Annotated in this window: 16 protein-coding genes, 1 tRNA gene and 2 CRISPR repeat arrays; of the genes, 6 read left to right on the plus strand and 11 right to left on the minus strand. The window is 65.6% G+C overall.

Going from position 1 to position 16,572, the window contains the following annotated elements; all coding sequences use genetic code 11:
• Positions 1-417: 417 nt before the first annotated feature.
• Entirely contained in the window at positions 418-639 is a 222-nt protein-coding gene (locus tag ACYVIP_RS05085; protein ID WP_460392501.1) for a hypothetical protein, read from the minus strand.
• Between the two features lie 143 nt (positions 640-782).
• Between ACYVIP_RS05085 and ACYVIP_RS05090 the strand changes: the two genes are divergently transcribed.
• Entirely contained in the window at positions 783-1,130 is a 348-nt protein-coding gene (locus ACYVIP_RS05090) for a GntR family transcriptional regulator (RefSeq protein WP_460392503.1), read from the plus strand.
• On the opposite strand, the gene ACYVIP_RS05095 is transcribed toward ACYVIP_RS05090, so the two are convergent.
• A complete protein-coding gene (locus ACYVIP_RS05095) occupies positions 1,127-1,327 on the minus strand; it encodes a hypothetical protein (RefSeq protein ID WP_460392505.1) in 201 nt (66 codons plus the stop codon). The genes ACYVIP_RS05090 and ACYVIP_RS05095 overlap by 4 nt on opposite strands.
• Positions 1,328-1,506: 179 nt before the next feature.
• Between ACYVIP_RS05095 and ACYVIP_RS05100 the strand changes: the two genes are divergently transcribed.
• The 3 genes from ACYVIP_RS05100 (at position 1,507) to ACYVIP_RS05110 (ending at position 3,467) form a co-directional block, all read left to right on the plus strand.
• On the plus strand, positions 1,507-2,286 hold the full coding sequence (locus ACYVIP_RS05100; protein ID WP_460392507.1) for an aminotransferase class IV family protein: 780 nt from the start codon (positions 1,507-1,509) through the stop codon (positions 2,284-2,286).
• Between the two features lie 86 nt (positions 2,287-2,372).
• Positions 2,373-2,798 (plus strand): hypothetical protein, encoded by a 426-nt coding sequence (locus ACYVIP_RS05105; RefSeq protein ID WP_460392509.1) that lies wholly within the window; start codon positions 2,373-2,375, stop codon positions 2,796-2,798.
• A gap of 595 nt (positions 2,799-3,393) precedes the next feature.
• Positions 3,394-3,467 (plus strand) — tRNA-Ile (locus ACYVIP_RS05110).
• Between the two features lie 11 nt (positions 3,468-3,478).
• Here ACYVIP_RS05110 and ACYVIP_RS05115 read toward each other — a convergent pair.
• Together ACYVIP_RS05115 and ACYVIP_RS05120 are read right to left on the minus strand one after the other, a co-directional pair.
• Positions 3,479-4,399: an SUMF1/EgtB/PvdO family nonheme iron enzyme gene (locus tag ACYVIP_RS05115; protein ID WP_460392511.1), complete on the minus strand. Its 921-nt coding sequence runs from the start codon at positions 4,397-4,399 to the stop codon at positions 3,479-3,481.
• A gap of 46 nt (positions 4,400-4,445) precedes the next feature.
• Positions 4,446-4,700, minus strand: coding sequence for a winged helix-turn-helix domain-containing protein (locus ACYVIP_RS05120; RefSeq protein ID WP_460392513.1), 255 nt, complete (start codon positions 4,698-4,700; stop codon positions 4,446-4,448).
• A 101-nt stretch (positions 4,701-4,801) separates the two neighbouring features.
• Between ACYVIP_RS05120 and ACYVIP_RS05125 the strand changes: the two genes are divergently transcribed.
• Complete coding sequence (locus ACYVIP_RS05125) at positions 4,802-6,097, plus strand: hypothetical protein (protein WP_460392515.1); 1,296 nt, start codon at positions 4,802-4,804, stop codon at positions 6,095-6,097.
• Entirely contained in the window at positions 6,094-6,576 is a 483-nt protein-coding gene (locus ACYVIP_RS05130) for a hypothetical protein (protein ID WP_460392517.1), read from the plus strand. The genes ACYVIP_RS05125 and ACYVIP_RS05130 overlap by 4 nt, the downstream gene beginning before the upstream one ends.
• A gap of 440 nt (positions 6,577-7,016) precedes the next feature.
• Positions 7,017-8,090: a CRISPR direct-repeat array (repeat unit 37 nt; unit sequence GCTGCGCCAGCCCTACGAGGCTGGCGAGGATCGCAAC).
• A 193-nt stretch (positions 8,091-8,283) separates the two neighbouring features.
• Here ACYVIP_RS05130 and cas2 read toward each other — a convergent pair.
• From cas2 to cas3, 7 genes are read right to left on the minus strand one after another with little or no spacing between them, the layout of a single operon-like run.
• Positions 8,284-8,574 (minus strand): CRISPR-associated endonuclease Cas2, encoded by a 291-nt coding sequence (gene cas2 / locus ACYVIP_RS05135; RefSeq protein ID WP_460392519.1) that lies wholly within the window; start codon positions 8,572-8,574, stop codon positions 8,284-8,286.
• 1 nt (position 8,575) lies between these two features.
• The gene (gene cas1c, locus ACYVIP_RS05140) at positions 8,576-9,595 is read right to left on the minus strand and encodes a type I-C CRISPR-associated endonuclease Cas1c (RefSeq protein ID WP_460392521.1); all 1,020 of its coding nucleotides are present in this window, start codon (positions 9,593-9,595) and stop codon (positions 8,576-8,578) included.
• Complete coding sequence (gene cas4, locus ACYVIP_RS05145) at positions 9,588-10,226, minus strand: CRISPR-associated protein Cas4 (protein WP_460392523.1); 639 nt, start codon at positions 10,224-10,226, stop codon at positions 9,588-9,590. The genes cas1c and cas4 overlap by 8 nt, the downstream gene beginning before the upstream one ends.
• On the minus strand, positions 10,223-11,101 hold the full coding sequence (gene cas7c, locus ACYVIP_RS05150; protein ID WP_460392525.1) for a type I-C CRISPR-associated protein Cas7/Csd2: 879 nt from the start codon (positions 11,099-11,101) through the stop codon (positions 10,223-10,225). The genes cas4 and cas7c overlap by 4 nt, the downstream gene beginning before the upstream one ends.
• Complete coding sequence (gene cas8c, locus ACYVIP_RS05155) at positions 11,098-12,885, minus strand: type I-C CRISPR-associated protein Cas8c/Csd1 (RefSeq protein ID WP_460392539.1); 1,788 nt, start codon at positions 12,883-12,885, stop codon at positions 11,098-11,100. The genes cas7c and cas8c overlap by 4 nt, the downstream gene beginning before the upstream one ends.
• Entirely contained in the window at positions 12,885-13,547 is a 663-nt protein-coding gene (gene cas5c / locus ACYVIP_RS05160; RefSeq protein ID WP_460392527.1) for a type I-C CRISPR-associated protein Cas5c, read from the minus strand. Before cas5c ends, cas8c begins: the two co-directional genes overlap by 1 nt.
• Before the next feature lie 32 nt (positions 13,548-13,579).
• Positions 13,580-15,862, minus strand: a complete 2,283-nt coding sequence (cas3, locus tag ACYVIP_RS05165; protein ID WP_460392529.1) for a CRISPR-associated helicase Cas3' — start codon at positions 15,860-15,862, stop codon at positions 13,580-13,582.
• Positions 15,863-16,109: 247 nt separating this feature from the next.
• Positions 16,110-16,572: direct repeats of the CRISPR family, unit length 37 nt; unit sequence GCTGCACCGACCCTCACGGGCCGGTGAGGATCGCAAC.

A 16,572-nucleotide genomic window follows, 5' to 3' on the forward strand; every position in this document is an offset into this window, starting at 1 on the left:
CGCCGGGCCCGGGGCCGCGACCGGTGTGGTCTGCACTTCGTCGTCAACTGGTGGTGTCGTGTCGGTGCCCGTTGGCGTCGCCGAGTCCGTGACGGGTTCCGGGACGGAATGTAGAGTCCGGACCGACGTGCTCTCGGTCTCGCTGTCCAGCGCCGCAAGAATGGCGCGTGCCTTCGGCGCACCCACCCGGAACTCGGTCATGATCCGGTTCCGGGACGGGGCCGAACCCAGGTCCGCCGCCCACTCACGAACACGGGGCAGCAACCCCTCAACCGAGGGCGGATACGCGCTGCCGGGGCTGGTGTCGGACATGTTGAGCCCTACCATTAGAGGTCTCCTGACTGGCTTCGTGAGGGTTGGGAGAACCCGGTCCGGCGGGTGGTTCTTGGCGGTTCCGGCCGCCGGGCCGGGGCGAACTCAAGCCGCCGCGTCGTCGACACGGTCCGGCTCGACCACACGACTGCGGAGAGCAGCGGTGACGGTCTGACGGCCGAGACGTCGGGCGTGCCGACTGGCCGCCACCCGGTCCGCAGGACCGCCGGTCTCGCCGGCCGTGAAGTACGCGGCGATCAGCGCATCTATGTCTGACTCGTGCAGGCCGTCCGGCGCGTAGCTGAGCGGCGGCAGGACATCGTCCATGGGATTTGGCTCCAAAACTGTTCGTGGTCTCCCGCTGGGGAGCGGGCGGTCAGGCCGGAGATCAACGTAAGACGTGTCTATCAACTCTGTCAACAGACATGTTGGAACTGACTTAACTGAGCTGCCTCGCTTAGCCTGGTGACATGGCCTCTCTGGACCCGGACGACCCGCGCGCGCCGTACCTGCAGGTGGCTGGCGCCCTGCGTGCCGCCATCCGGTCGGGGGAGCACGCCCCTGGCGCGCAGCTGCCGACCTACCAGGAACTCGCCGAGACCTGGGGCGTCGCGATCAACACGGCCAAGTCCGCCGTGACGCTGCTGCGCGACGAGGGCCTGGTGGTCACCCGGCACGGCAAGGGGTCTTTCGTGCGAACCCAAGCTCGTGGCGATGACGCGCCGGTTCGCGACAGCGGAGGAGACGAGCGCGTCTGGCAGGCCGTTGCCGACCTCCGCCGCCGCGTCACCGAACTCGAACGGCGCCTTGAGTCCTAGCCGATCAGTGTTCGAAAGAAGCTCACCAAGCCATCGATGATGGCCCCCAGGCCGCCGAAGAGAGTCTTCGCGAAACTGGCCGCGTCGGCCGGGTGCTTGACCACGATTACCAAGATGGCCAATACGACTGCGAAGCCAATCATTTTGGACATCACGCTGCGGCCGGTCTGCAGTCCGGGAATTGCGTTCCTGGCCATTGTTGCCCCTTTCGCCGTTGTTGCTCATGCATCAACTATGTGGCCAAAGGCGCAGGGTGAGAAGTGTCCCAATAGTCCCCAAACACTGAACTTCCGCTGAACTGGAGGCACTGAACTTTCACCGAACTTCGGTCGTTCCGGCATGTCATCGTGGCTGTTCACGTGTCAGGCTGACCGGCATGCAGCTGAACGGCGTCCCCCCGACCATGGACCAGGTCAAGGCTCTGGCCCTGACGAACTACGGCCACTTCACGTCGATGCTGGCGGAGGACGGCCGCGTACAGGGTCTGTCGCTCCACCTGCAGCGACTGGCGCGGGACTGCCGTCTGCTCTTCGACGTCGACCTGGACACCGATCGCGTACGGCACCACGTCCGCCAGGCCCTCACCGACCAGGCCCCACGCACGGTCGCACGGGTGACGATCTACGACCCCACGATCGAACTGGGCACGATCGGGGCGGACGCCGACCCGCACGTCCTGGTCACGACCCGGACAGCCGGGACAGGCGAACCTAGTCCGCTACGCCTTCAGGCCGCCTCCTACCGGCGGGAGCTGCCGGCGGTGAAGCACATCGGCCTGTTCGGCGCACTCCGGTGCAGGCGAACCGCCCAACGCGAGGGATTCGACGACGTGCTGTTCCTGAACCAGGACGGGACCATTTCCGAGATCGCGACCTCGAACATCGGGTTCGTCCGCGACGGGAACATCGTGTGGCCACGTTCGGAATGGCTGACCGGCATCACGATGACTCTACTAAACCAGACCCTCGACGAGCCGATTCGCACCGAACCGGTCACCCTCTCAGATCTCCCCGCAATGGAATTCGTGTTCGCGACCAACGCGGCGGTCGGCATCCGTCCGGTAGCCGCGGTTGACGACCAGTCGTGGCCGATCGACCACCCGACATTGAAGCGGTTGCGCGACCTGTACGCGGACATCCCCGCCGAGCAGCTCTAACGGCGAACGATTTCCCCCACGCGTGCCCCCTACTTGCCCCAGCGTGTGCAGTAGATCTTGGCTGCCCCGTTGCCGATGCTGATGTCATGACCAGTGAATTGGTACCGCGGCACGAGCGCGCCCGGGCAAGCACGGAAACGGTTATGGTGGAGACTTCGCCATTGAGCGGCGCGTACAAAACTTCAGCGCATGACGGGTCATGGCACGACAAATTGGTGCTGATCACCGACTTGGTGGCCATGAACAAGAAGATCAGCGCCTACGTGCTCCGAACTCTGGATGCTGATGCCCGGCGCGCCGCACCGATGGCGGTGGCCGACGAACGCGCACTCGGGCTGCGCCTTATCGATCTCGGAAGTGCCATCCAATTCCACGCTGACCAGCACGACACAGAGCCTGGCCACGACTCGGAGCCGCATCTGCATGGCGGGCCTCCCCGAATCCATCCTCGCGAGACGCGGACGCCGTGGAGTGACTGCACCACGGCTATCTACGCAACCAGCAGCGAGTGAACACGCGCATCACATCTGACGCCAGGAAACGGGAACGCACATGCATGCCACGCTCTTCAGTCTAGTAGCCACTGAGAACCCCAACCTGATTTTCGCTTGGGGCATGGAGATTGTCGAAGACGGATATCAGGATGGCGAAGAGAGTCGGAAGGCGATCATCTACATCGGTGGCGCGACTGGCAGGGAAACTATCTCTACGCACCTGTCGGCAGAACACGCATGTAGGCGGTGGAGCACTGTTACTCCGCTGACGATCGTGTGGGACAACGAAAGCTGGGCCGACCTGTATCGCGAACTCTCGGCCTGCCCGCCACCAGAGCCGTCGCATGCCCAAGCTCAACCGTAATCGGATTCGTTCATGGCTTGAGATGCACGACTGGTCCATCAAACGTCTGGCACAGGAATGTAGCGCCATCGCCGACGACCCGATACCAGAGGGCACTATGCGAAACGCTGTGAACGGAATAGACCCCATGAGGCCAGGTCGCATACATCTGATCTGCAAGGTGACGGTCAGGTATGGAGACGGCATCCCATATAGCCAACTAATCGCGCAAGAAGATCGCTGAAACCGGGCGTCGGCCGCCCGGTCTTCGGGGTGGTAGCTCAGTAGTCAGAGCAGAGGACTCATAATCCTTCAGGTCGTGGGTTCAAATCCCACTCACCCCACACGATAGCTGTCAACGATCCAATGTTTCGGCCGTCACGACGCAGCGGAACCCAGTGTCATCATCGCACATGGAAGCAGCCGCGTCGTTGAACGAGGATGGCGTTGCTCGCATAAACGGGCTGGTCCATGCGCCGCCCTTGAGTTCGTGCCGGCCGGGCTTGGTCTCGGTGGCGCACCATTCCCAGACGTTGCCGCACATGTCGAACACGCCGTACGGGCTGATCCCGCTCTGGTAGCAGTCCACGGCGGATGTGCTGCCGACCCCGTTCTCACGAACGTTGCACTTGGCTGGCGTCGTTTGGTCGCCCCACGGGTAGACGGTGCCTCTCGTGCCACGGGCGGCTTTCTCCCACTGCTGGCCACTGGGCAGCGTCTTCCCTGCCCACTCGGCATACGCCGCCGCGTCATTCCAGGTGACGAAGACGACGGGGTGGTCCCCGCGATCCGAGGCCGGCCGCCCGTCCTCCCAGTTCTGCGGCGGAACATGGGCGGTGGCGGCGAGGAAACGTGCGTACTCGTCGTTGGTCACGGGGTAGACGTCGATGTAGAAGGCCGGCAGCCAGATCGGCTCATTGCCCGGACCCGACTGGAAAACGCTCCCGTCAACCTTCGCCATGGACCGGCCGTCGACCGGATGGCGAACGTGGCTTTCCCCGATCGGTTCGGCGGCGCCGCCGTCTTCCTCGGGCACGAGCGAGTCACCAGTCAGGAACGAAAAGCGTGCCTGCGTGTCGGGATCGCATCGGGACAGGGCGGTGTCGAGAGCGGCCTGGTTGACCGGTCGCGGGCGGATGTTCTCCTTACCCGCCTCCCACTTGGAGATCATCCGCTCACTGACGCCCAGGTGCGCCGCGAACTCCCGAATGCTCATCCGCTTGGCCTCGCGGAGTGCCCGTACCTCGATCCCCGACCAGCGCTGAACCGTGGCCACGTCGAAACTTCCCCCTGTCTGGTTCCATCGCACCCGGTACGACGAGCTAAGAGCGGTTGGCCACGAACGTGCCCTTGACCGGCACGGTGACCACAAGCTCGCGCTCCCGCAGTTCCTTCGTGGCCCGGCGCGCGGTGCCCAGGCTGACGCCGTACTCGTCGGCCAGGTCCCGTTCCGCCGGAAGGCGGGTGTTGGGCGGCAGCTCCCCGGCATCGATACGCGCCGCGATGTGATCCGCCATGGCTACGTACAGGTAGTCAAGGCCGACCTGCGTCGGGTCGAAGGCAGGGATCTTGCTCACGAGCGCACTGTATGTAGTCAGTGATATCTACGGAACGTAAGAACGCGTCCTGTTGCTATGCGTCGCGTCATAGTGCGTCCTATGCTGACCTGCGTGAACGCGTGATTGTGCTGTCGGTAGTGAGCCGGTCGCTACGCGCCAAGCAGGAGAAGGGCGAGGCATTGCCCCAACGCAATGAGTTGCTGGTGGCAGCTCGGGGACGGATCGAGTCACCGGGTACGCCCGGCCAGTCCCTGACGCGTCAGGAGCTGGCGGACGCTGTCAACGACCATGTGTTCCGGGCGACCGGCGCACCCGGCGCTGTCGACGCTCGACACGTCGGCCGTTGGGAGCGGGGCGTCACCCGGTGGCCTGCGGTGCGGTACCGTGCGGCCCTCCGTGCCGTCCTCAACGTCGCGACGGATGCGGAGCTGGGGTTCCGCAGGTCTTCGCGGACTACCGTTGACGACGTGAACCGCAAGACCTTCATCAAGACCACGATCGGTGTGGGCGCTGGGGCCTTGCTCGCGCCGTCGGATGCCAATCTGACCGAGATCCTGGCCGGTCCGACCGCGCACTATCGCCAGATGGAGTCGGCCGTGGCATCGGATCGGTTGTCGCCGGCGGTGGAGGCGCATCTGAGCTTGGCAGTGGGGATCGTGCGTGACCGTCTCCGTACGTCGGACGGATTCCGCACGCTGTCCGAGATCGCCGGCTTGGCGGCCTGGCTGGCCGCGGACCGCGGAGACAACGCCACGGCGCGTCGCCGCTACGCGGACGCGATCGGGTACGCCAAGCGTGCGCATCACCCGTTGTTGGCGGCATACATGACGGCCAGTCTCGGTCACTTCGCCGTGGAGACGGGCGACAGCAACCAGGGGTTGGTGCTGCTCCAGCGCGCCTCCCGGCAACTCGACGCCAGCGCGCCGGAGGCTGCTCGTGCCTGGCTGGCGTCGCTGCTCGCGGTTGCCTACGCCTGTACAGGCGACCGGAAACAGACCCTCGTCGAACTTCACCGAGCCGAGCAGCTGACTGCTCGACAGGCGAGCGACTCACAGTGGCCCTGGCTGTTCCCGTTCTCCTCGGCCAAAGCAGCCCGATACCGAGCAAGCGCCCTCGGGCATCTCGGCGACCTTCGCGCAGCACGGACCGCCTACGCAGCCGCAGCCTCGGCGCTCACCGCTGCCAAGCCGCGCGCTCTCGCGCAAGTCGAGCACGCCAAAGTCCTAGCCCGTACGGGAGATGTCGCCGGAGGCTGCTCTCTCGCAACAGATGCCCTGGCCGTCGGTCGCGCCTACGGGAGCGAGCGGATCACCAGCCGAGTTCGCGAGTTCCGCTCCAGCATCGCCGTGCACACCGCAGAAGCTCGTCAACTGGACGAAGCACTGGCCGCGCTCTACGAACGGGAAGACGGATGACCCGCCTCGCGATAACCGGACACCGTGGCCTCTCCGAGAAAACGACAGCGCTGGTCGATGCCGCTCTCCGAAGCGAGATCAGCAAGCGCGCATCGGACGGCCCCCTTGTCGGCCTGAGTTGCATCGCCGACGGAGCAGACGCCCTGTTCGCCAGTGCCGTCCTCGACAACGGCGGCGCGCTCCATGTCATTGTTCCCGCACAGAAGTATCGCGAGGGCCTCCCTGCGGACCATCACGCGACCTATGACGTGTTGATCGTGAAAGCTGCGGAGGTCATCCGCCTTGGCCACGTCGAGTCGGACTCCGACGCGCACATGGACGCGAGTCTGCGCATGGTCGCCGACGCGGATGAGTTGCTCGCTGTCTGGGACGGTCAACCAGCCCGCGGCTACGGCGGAACGGCCGATGTCGTGGACGCGGCCCGTGACCGGGGAATACCGGTCACAATCGTATGGCCAGAAGGTGCGACGAGAGACTGAGTGAGGCACCTGGAACACCGGAAACGTCAGTAACTTGCCTGGCAGGCGCACGCGGATGACGGGTAACCGCGACAGGGCTGATCGGGTAACCGCAGACCTGGTCCGGTTGCTGATGAGTCGATGACGTTACCAACCGGGTTACCGTCAACTTGCGGTTTGACACATGCGGTTACCGCTGTCGGCGAAGTTTGTTCACGTGCCTGCGACCGTTGAACACTCGCTCTGGGCGGGGTCGGGGAAACGAAACGGTTGAGGATGGCTCAGCCGCTTCGAGCGCACCGGCCTGGTAAGCAAATGTTGATCTAGGAACCGTAAGTTGGTGCGCGACACGCCATAGGTTCTTTGCGCGACACGCCGTAGTAGAGCTTGTTGGCGGCTCGCGCAGGTACTACACAGGTGAATCTTCAGATTCGGAGCGTTACAGTCGCAGGTCAAGAGCCGCTGCGCCAGCCCTACGAGGCTGGCGAGGATCGCAACTTCGAGAACGGCGCCACCGTGAACATGGTGGTGAAGGGCTGCGCCAGCCCTACGAGGCTGGCGAGGATCGCAACTCAGGTGTTGGACGGCGTCGAAAACCTGGCGTGGATGCTGCGCCAGCCCTACGAGGCTGGCGAGGATCGCAACGTGTGGGAGACCTCTGCCCGCGCCATCGCCACGGTGCTGCGCCAGCCCTACGAGGCTGGCGAGGATCGCAACTGCATGGCGTCCCGGACACGTGATGTCGGCCGGTAGGCTGCGCCAGCCCTACGAGGCTGGCGAGGATCGCAACCGGGAGACCAGACCGGCCCGGACCAGGCCATATAGGGAGGCTGCGCCAGCCCTACGAGGCTGGCGAGGATCGCAACCGGGAGACCAGACCGGCCCGGACCAGGCCATATAGGGAGGCTGCGCCAGCCCTACGAGGCTGGCGAGGATCGCAACTCATGCGGGATCAGGGCGATCGTCCGGTCAGCCAGGGCTGCGCCAGCCCTACGAGGCTGGCGAGGATCGCAACCTCGAGCGCACCGCCCCGGGCAGCTTCAAGCGCACGTTGCTGCGCCAGCCCTACGAGGCTGGCGAGGATCGCAACCACGGCACGAGCGTCGGCCTGGCGCGGCACGAGCTGGCTGCGCCAGCCCTACGAGGCTGGCGAGGATCGCAACTCATGCGGGATCAGGGCGATCGTCCGGTCAGCCAGGGCTGCGCCAGCCCTACGAGGCTGGCGAGGATCGCAACGTTGCCGGTACTCGTCGGGTGGACAAGGCGACCTACGGCTGCGCCAGCCCTACGGGGCTGGCGAGGATCGCAACGCGATGGGGAGCAGGACATCGACGTGGCAGCTGTCGGTGGCTGCGCCAGCCCTACGAGGCTGGCGAGGATCGCAACGTGCTGAACCACCACCCGGACATCCCCGCCGAGCATGCTGCGCCAGCCCTACGAGGCTGGCGAGGATCGCAACTCCTCCAGGCTGCCTCGCTTGCCGACGACCTTCAGTAGCGCTGCGCCAGCCTTACGAGGCTGGCGAGGATCGCAACTGCATGACGTTGCCGTACTCGTTCATGGTGATGTTGAACTGGCTGCGCCAGCCCTACGAGGGCTGGCGAGGATCGCAACGACGCCGCCGCCGCGCGCCAACTCGACGGGCAGGGCTGCGAGGATCGCAACATGAGCGCGATCACGAACATGCCGCAAGGCCGGAATATCGGCGTTCCGCATCTCCGCGTGGTGTCAGAGCACCAACGGTCCGCGTGGGTCTATGTCGCGTGCTTTTCCGAGGTGCTCCACGTCGTCAAGAGAGCGGTGGGGTAAGCGGTACAAGCGGACGCTGTCGAGTCTGTGGTTGATTGCTCCATTGAGTTTGGCTACAAGGTGCAGTTTGTCCGTCTCTCGGAGCACGATTTCGAATACCGACTTCTGTACGCGGTGCCCGTATGCCTCACAGATCTTCGCGACCCGTCGGAGGCGTGCTCGCCCCTCCGGGGTGGTCGTGTCGACGTCGTAGGTGACAAGTAGATCCATTTCAGGTCGTCGTCCACGGCAGGTACTGGTCGAGATCGCCGCGCAAATGGCGAGCGAGAAGTCGTGCCTGGACGAGCGGTAGCAGCGCTGCGGGCACCTCACGGCCGAGGTGGACGTGTGGCCACATGCGATCTCGGCTGACCTGTAGGGCGTTCAGAACGGCCCTGCGCCCGGTGTCAGTGAGGCGGACGGCGCCACCGGGGAGGCTCTCGAAGTCGTTGTCGCGAACTTCTCTCCGGTTGAGCATGGTCAGTGCGAGCCGGTCCGCCAGCAGCGGGCGGAATTCCTCCATGAGGTCGAGCGCGAGCGCTGGTTTCCCTGGCCGGACGCCATGAATGAATCCTATGTACGGGTCGAGTCCGACCTGTTCCAATGCGCCATGCACAGAGACTCGCAGCATCCCGTAGAGGAACGACAGCAGACAGTTGAGGGGATCGGTAGGTGGACGGCGGGTTCGGACGAACGGCCCGTCGACTTGCTTTGACAGGAGGTGGAACGTAGCGAAATAGTCCCGCGCTGTTGTGCCCTCGATACCCAGAAGTGTGTCGATTTCGGCGGCCTTGCCGGCCACGATCAACGATTGCGCGTGGCGTTCGGCCGTCGCGCGCAGCGACGCTTGGCCGTCGTCGGCGTCGCGTGCCGCTCGGAGGATGAGCTGACGGCAATTATGGATCTTTCCGGCGATCATGCGCTGTGCGATGGGGATCCGCCGGCTGACATCCTGGTGGGCTTCGTGTTGTGCTTTGCGGAGAAGCGGATTCCCAGCAGTGGGGCCGTTTACACGTGCACGGAATCGGCCGTACTCGGTGAGCCAACTGACCGTTCGGCGGTCGTCGGCGCAACGTAGCAACAGGTCGCCCGTCATCGTGACCCCGCCGAAGAGCACCACATGATCGATGCGAGCAAGCGGGAGGATCCTGCGGCCTGTCTGTTCGGGGTGGTGGACGCGCATCGTGTCGCCGTCGAGGTGCAGGCTGGTGCCAGCGGTCTGCACGTACAGCGTGTTCAGCAGTTCAGTCATGCCAAGTTCCGGCGGAGCGTGGTGCGAACAGATCGACCTCCGTGTCCGTGCGGTTGGTGAGCTCGGGAAGGCAGTCGGCTTGCAGGGAACACCGGCGGCAGCGTCGATCGTTGTGGGCGGACGGCAGGCGGCTTTGCCTGTAGAGAGCCCGCATGGCCTCCGCCGCCAGCGTTACCCGCGTCAGCAGTTGTTCGGTGATATCGACGGGATGACGGCGGCGGTCGGCGCCGGAGTAGATGTAGCCGACCGCGACCTCGAATCCTGAGTCGATCAGGCAAGCGGCCTGTGCGGCCACCTGAACATCGGCCGGCCCGCCCGCCAGGTAGCGCCCGACCTTGTACTCGACCGGCGTCGCCTGGCTGCCTTCAATTTCCACGAGATCGCACACGCCGTGCAGGCCCAGCCGCTCGCTGCGCACCGGGAGCGTTCGAACGACACGGACGCCGCGACGGTTGCGGATCGCGGGCAGGTCCACCGTGCGGTGCAACAGGTCGCCGCGGACCGTGTCGACGCTGTCGGTCCAGGTGGCCTCTATGTGGATGAGTGCAGCCTGGCGACGGCAGTACTCGACGTGTTCGAGCGCGGAGAGCGGAATGCTGTCCGGGATCTGGCCGACTGCCTCCAGGGTCATGGCCAGAGGTCCACCAGCGCGTTGAGCGTCACGCCCTCCGGGAGCCCATCGGCCTGCACGGCCCGCACGTAGTCGGTGTGGCGTCGTGGCGGCTTCTCGTCGTCGACACGGGTCAGCGTGATCCGGCTCGTGAGTGATGCGGCCGGCGCCACCCCGAACGCGTTGGGGTGGGAGAACACATAGAGTCCGCACAATTTCATCTCACCGCGGGCGGCCGAGCGGTCATGGTCGAACATCGTGGTCAGTGCGGTCCACAACATGTCGAGGTCGTCGCCGGTGACGCCGGTCTTGGCCGCGCGGGAGGCGGAGTAGAAGGCGCGAGCGCTGTAGAGCCCGTACGGGATCGTCCATTTGGTACCGATCTCTGTGGACTCCCCCTTGTCGATGTCCTCCTGGCGGGTCTGGGTGACCCGGGTGATGGCGTGGTCGGAGGGCAACACGGGGTCCTCGCTCCGGGCGAAGGTGAGTTGCAGCGGCCCGCGGACCTGGCCCGCTCCGCGTATCTGGCCGCTGCCGCGGGCCTGCCCGGTGCTGAGCACGGCGCCGAACATGCGCACGTCGAAGTAGTGCTCACACAGCCATCGTTGGGCGTCGTGGCCGTTGTTGTCGTTGCTGGTCAGGGCCTCTTCGATGCGGGTGTTGAGTGCGAACCCGGCCTCGATGAATATGCCGTAGCGGGGGTCGCCGGGCTTGATCTCGGGCACGACGTCGCGGATCTTGCGCTTGAGTGCGACATCGGTGACCAGACCGTGGCCGGTCTCGTCGTCCACGCGTGGCTGGTTGCCGGCATCCGGGTCGCCGTTCGGATTGCCGTCGGTGACGTCGAACAGCATGACGATGTCGTGGCGGACGGTCGGGTCCAGGTGGGCGGTCATGCGGGCACTCCGTCAGTGTCAGTGTTGCTTGCTGTGGTGGTGTTCTTGGTGCGCTGGGCGCGGGCCGCCGCTCGTTCCTGGTGGTAGCCGAGGATGAACGCGGCCTTCTCGGCGAGCACTGTCCCGTGGGGGATGCCGCCGGCGACCGCGAGTTGGTCGAACAGCTCGTCCATGCGGGCCTCGATTGCCCGGGTCGCTGCGGGGTTGCGCCTACGGAGGACCCGCAGCCATGCGCGTGCTGTCCGGCGGCCCGTCACCAGCGCCACGGCGGGGCTGGTGACCGCGCGGCTGAAGTAGCGATCCCCGAAGGTCGTATTCAGCGGCTCGCTGCCTCGGGCCCGGTTGGCTTGGTACTGCAGTTCGCTGAGCACGGCGAAGATCCGACCGGCGAGGTAGGCGGGTTGGTTGTTCTCGGGGTTGAGAACGGGCATGTAGTCCTCCGGGTTCGAGATGCCGGGCTGGCGGCGCAGCGCCAACCGGATCAGCGCGGCACGCGCGGTGTCGATCCGGCCGTCGGTGCGGATTCGATGCACGACGTGGGCCAGCAGTCTGGGCGGCAGGGTCTTGTTCAGCAGTGCCGACGCCAGCAGCCGTCGATAGACGTCGTCGGGGCGGTCGGCGCCGGTCGCCCCGAACCTGACGTAGCTGCCGTTGTCCTCGCCGCGTCCCGGGGCCCACCGGCCTGCGGCCTGGGCCATCCTGCGGGTGCCGACGTACTGGGGAAGACCGGTCCACATGTCGACCATCTGGTGGTCGTCGAACCAGCTGCGCAGGTTTGCCCGGATGTGGGGCAATGGCTGTTCGATCCACTCGCGAACGACCACTCGCGCGACGTTGCCGCCGATCGCCAGCGAGCAGAAGACCGAGAGGTCCTCGACCTCATTCGGCCCGCCGCGAGCGGGACCGCCGATCATGTCGGCCACGTCTTCGGGTGACGGGTCGTCCAGAGTTCGGAGATCGAACTCGGCGTTCTCGGTGACCCACCAGGTGAGCCGGGCGTCCTGGCCGGGATAGGTGGCACTGTTTTCGCCGGCTAGGAGGCTCTCCAGCGCGCCCATGGACTGCAGACCGCAGATCGTGCAGATCGGCACGTGCACGAGTTGTTTCTGGAGGTTGAACCCGTGGACCGTTTTGTTGAGGCTCACGAGCGGTGCGCTGTTCTGTGCTCCCGGAACCAGGCGAGTCGGTAGTTGCCGAGGGATCGTCTGCAGTAGGGGGCCGCTCTGGCCGCACACCAGGCAGAGCCCTTCGCGAGTGCTGCCCTTGCGGCCTTCGGCCTCGCCGGCCCAGAACCGCTGTGCGCCGGTGTCCGCATGCAGGAACCGGCCGGCGACGCGGAATGCGACTAGGTGGTTGCCGGTGAGTTCGGCCGGGCGCACCAGCGTGTCCGCGTGCTGGCCGGTGAGGAAGTCACGCAGGGCCGAGGATTCGGCGCTCTGGTCGGCCTGGTGCCAGCGCAATGCCAGATCACGGAACGCGGCGTGGTAGCGCGCGGACTTGGCCGCTCGTGTTTCGTCGGTCGACCAGCCGAGTGCGTACTCTGCGGTGTCCGCGGCGAGCATCGGTTGTGCCCCGGTACCGGAACGCTGCACAGCGGGCACCACGTGGGGGATGCCGTTGCGTCGAGTCCGCTCCGTGGGGTCGGCCAGGTCCGTGAGTTGGGGCGACGCCGGCGAGCCGTCCCCGTTGAGTTCCACGATCCAGCGGAGCAGCTTCGACGCGTAGTACGCCGGCGGCACCGCAGGATCGGTACGTGCGTACTCGACGAGCCGCGTGAGCAGCATCAGCCGACCTTCGATACGGCGGCGGGAACCTCGATACCGCGTGCTGGGATGTGCAACACGCCGTGGTCGAGCCGGGCGGTGAACCACTCCATCCGGATCGGGTCGCCGTGGTGAACCGTGTGCAGCATGACGCCGAGGTCCTCGGTGTGGTCGTGCCGTGGAGTCATGTCCGGTTTGCCGAACTCCGCGCTGAACTCGCGAGTGCCGAGGTAGGGCTGATGGAAACAGGCCCCGCGGTTCAGGCGACGCTGGAGCTGATCGCGGTATGCGGCAACGGGTTTCGTCGCCCCTTCGGTCACCTCGACGTGCGCGTGGATCCGGTAGGCCACGTCCCGCAGACAGATCGCGTTCCGCTGGTCCCGGTGCGCGACGGTGTCGACGCGCTCACCGCGCCGGGCGGCGTCGAGCGAGACGACTGCCGAGGTCTCGTTGCGACGGACGCTGAACTGCCGGATCGGCTTCAGTATCTCGATCGCCAGGATCTGGTAGCGCATCTCGGGCTTCCAGAAGATCGCTTCCACGATGCCGCGCGCAGCTGGCGGAGTCATCACCGGATACGAGACCCGCTCCACCTTCAGTTCCGGGCGAGAGAACAGAGCCGCAGGACCGTGTACCTGGACGACCACCGGCCGATCCCCTTCACGGCTGCGCGGGAGGTCCAACGGGTCGGCGAACGAACTCGGATTCGGCCTGCTCACAGGACGTAGTCCTCCAGATTGGGGTCGAGGGTGATGCCGGTGTTGTCGTCGTAGTCGCCGATCCACTCGGCAAGGCCGCCTGGAGTGGTCGGATCGCCCAGTACTGGCTTGAGCAACGCGAGTACGCCCGGTCGGCGCAGCGCTGACTGGTGCACGCTCGTGATGTAGGGCTGGAGATCCCGCAGCGCGGACATCCCGGGGCCAGTGGCACTCCGTACCTGCTCCGTGAGGTCCTCGATCCGACTACGCGTGTCGGAGTTCGCGGCGCCCTGTGGGGTGATGACGGATATGCCCTCGTCGAGGATCATGCGGAACGCGTAGCGACGGTCCCGGATCCCGGTGACCGGGTCGGCCGGCCCGTCGGTCACCGTGTGGAAGTCGAGGCGGCGTCTCGCGGCCTGGATCCGTTGGCCGACGTGGTCGCGGTGTTCAAGGCCCAGGGCTTCGTAGATCGAGCGGTAGTAGTTGCCGAGCGCATTGATGTCGTCCGGATCGGCGCGGCCTGGCCCGAAACAGGTTCGGGTCACGTTCACCAGTGTTCGGTAGGACGGGGGCTGGCCACCGTCAGACGGGTCAATCAGGATCACCTGGCCGAGGCCCGGGAGGTTGCCCTCCCGGTTCGCCCGCCCTGCTGCCTGGAGGAGGGAGTCCGCCGGGGCCATTGCCCGGTACACGACTGGGAAGTCGACATCGACCCCAGCCTCGATGAGCTGGGTGGAAACCAGCAGAGTCGGTTCACCATTCAGGAGCCGGGCGCGCACCATGTCGAGCACCCGACGACGGTGAGCGGGACACATCCGCGTCGACAGGTGCCACGCGACGTTCTCAGGTGCATCGGTCCGCCACGACTGGTACAGGCGTGCTGCGTCTGCCGTCGTGTTGAGGACGACGAGTGCCTGCTGGCGGCTCACCGTGTCTTGTGCCACCTCGTCCAGCGTCGGGCTGGGGTTGGTGCGCCACTCGAAGCGGACGCGCCGCAACTGGTCGGCGACCACTGCGCGTTCAGTCACGATCTCCCTGGCATCGGGTAGATCCCGGAACGGGCTCAGCTCCCACAACTCCGGCTGTGTTGCCGAGGACAGCACCACCGTCGTGCCGAAGTGCGCGACCAACACCCGCAGCGCGTCCAGGATGGGAATGAGGAGACGATGTGGCAGCGCCTGCACCTCGTCCAACACGATCACCGCTCCGGCCAACCGGTGAATCCGCCGCATCGCGGCCGGCTTGCGGTCGAACAGCGCCTCGAACAGCCGGACGGTGGTGGTGACCACGAACGGCACGTCCCAGTTCTCGGCAGCCAGGCGCCACCACCGGTTGTTAATGTCGTCGCTGTCGAGGTTCACCTGACTGTGGTGTTCGAGAACGGTCGGGTCCTCGCCGTCTGCGTCCAGCATGCTCCGGTAGACGGCAGCGTTCTGTTCTGTGATCGTCAGAAACGGAACCGCCACGATGACCCGACGATGACCGTGCAGCGCAGCATGGCGTAGCGCGAAAGCACCAGACGACAACGTCTTTCCCGAACCCGTTGGCGCGGCCAGGCGGAAGAAACCGGGTTCTGCCTCGGCGGCCTTCACACAGGCGTCGTATACGTCGTCTCGAATCGAGTCGATACTGGAGCGGGATCGGTCGTCGAGTTCCTTCTTGCGACGTTGCTCAAACCGTGCGAACAACATCCTGAAATCCGCGTCATCTCGCACCGCAGGTTTCGCCGAGTCAGTGAAATGAGCTGATGTATCAAGAAAGTCGGCATCACACAGCGCGCTGAACGCAAGCCGCACCGCCATCTCACCCACGAGCGGCTCGTGGATCCATTCGTCGGGAATCGCGACAGAAGCTGCGGGAGACAGTTCGGGAAGCAGGCCACGGATGACTCGCTCAGCCTCAGAGTTCCGGGCAAGAGCGGCCTTGTCCAGGGCCTTCAGGCGCCTGCGCAGCTCACGCGGCGACGTCAGGCCGCCGTGGTGACCCTCGATGGCGAGAGCAAACCCGCCAAGTCCGCGGTCTGCCGCCAACTGGGCGCCCAGCGACTTGTGGTCGATCCCGACCCGGCCGCCGTCGGCTTCTGCGTGTAACAGACCTTCTTGCCAGGCGCATGAAGCCTTTCCAACGTCATGGAGGAGGCCCAGCAACCATGCCACTTCCCCAGCTCCGAAAGGAGACGCGAAGCGCGCCGCCAATTCGGCTGTGCCGCATAGGTGATCGGCAAGCGTATGGCGTTTCCCAGCCTGGTTTGCGCTGTGCGCCCAAACTGGGCGCGGGTCGCGCTCACCAAGCTTCAAGTGCACGCTCCTCGCATCGTCGAAAGCGCTCCGTGAGTTACAGATGCGCGGAAGATCAGATCGCCGACGAACGCGAACGGTCGAGGTGTGTCGCTGCGGAGATGATCTAGGAACCCCGAGCGAACGCGCGACACGCCATAGGTTCGGATGCGCGACACGCCGTGGTTGGTACAAACTACGAGTATCCATGTCGGATGCGCATCGAAACGAGCTTGCTGCAGAGAGCTATCGTCCCAGTTCGGGAACCGCTGCACCGACCCTCACGGGCCGGTGAGGATCGCAACCATTGGCGTCCGGGAACAGCAGGCCCGCGAACAAGGCTGCACCGACCCTCACGGGCCGGTGAGGATCGCAACAGCGAAAGTGTCCAGCGGCAGCCTGAACGCATGGGTGTGGCTGCACCGACCCTCACGGGCCGGTGAGGATCGCAACGCGGACGAAACGGTCGGTCTGGTCGACCTCGGACTACAGGCTGCACCGACCCTCNCTGACGGCTGGAGAGGATCGACAGGCCAATTCCAGCTGCACCGACCCTCACGGGCCGGTGAGGATCGCAACTCAAGCTTCCGCATGTGCACCAGGCCACCGCCAGCGCCAGCTGCACCGACCCTCACGGGCCGGTGAGGATCGCAACTACATGGTGGACACCAGCCGTGGCACCTTGATTCCCACAGCTGCACCGACCCTCACGGGCCGGTGAGGATCGCAAC

This window comes from Actinophytocola sediminis (assembly GCF_054779715.1).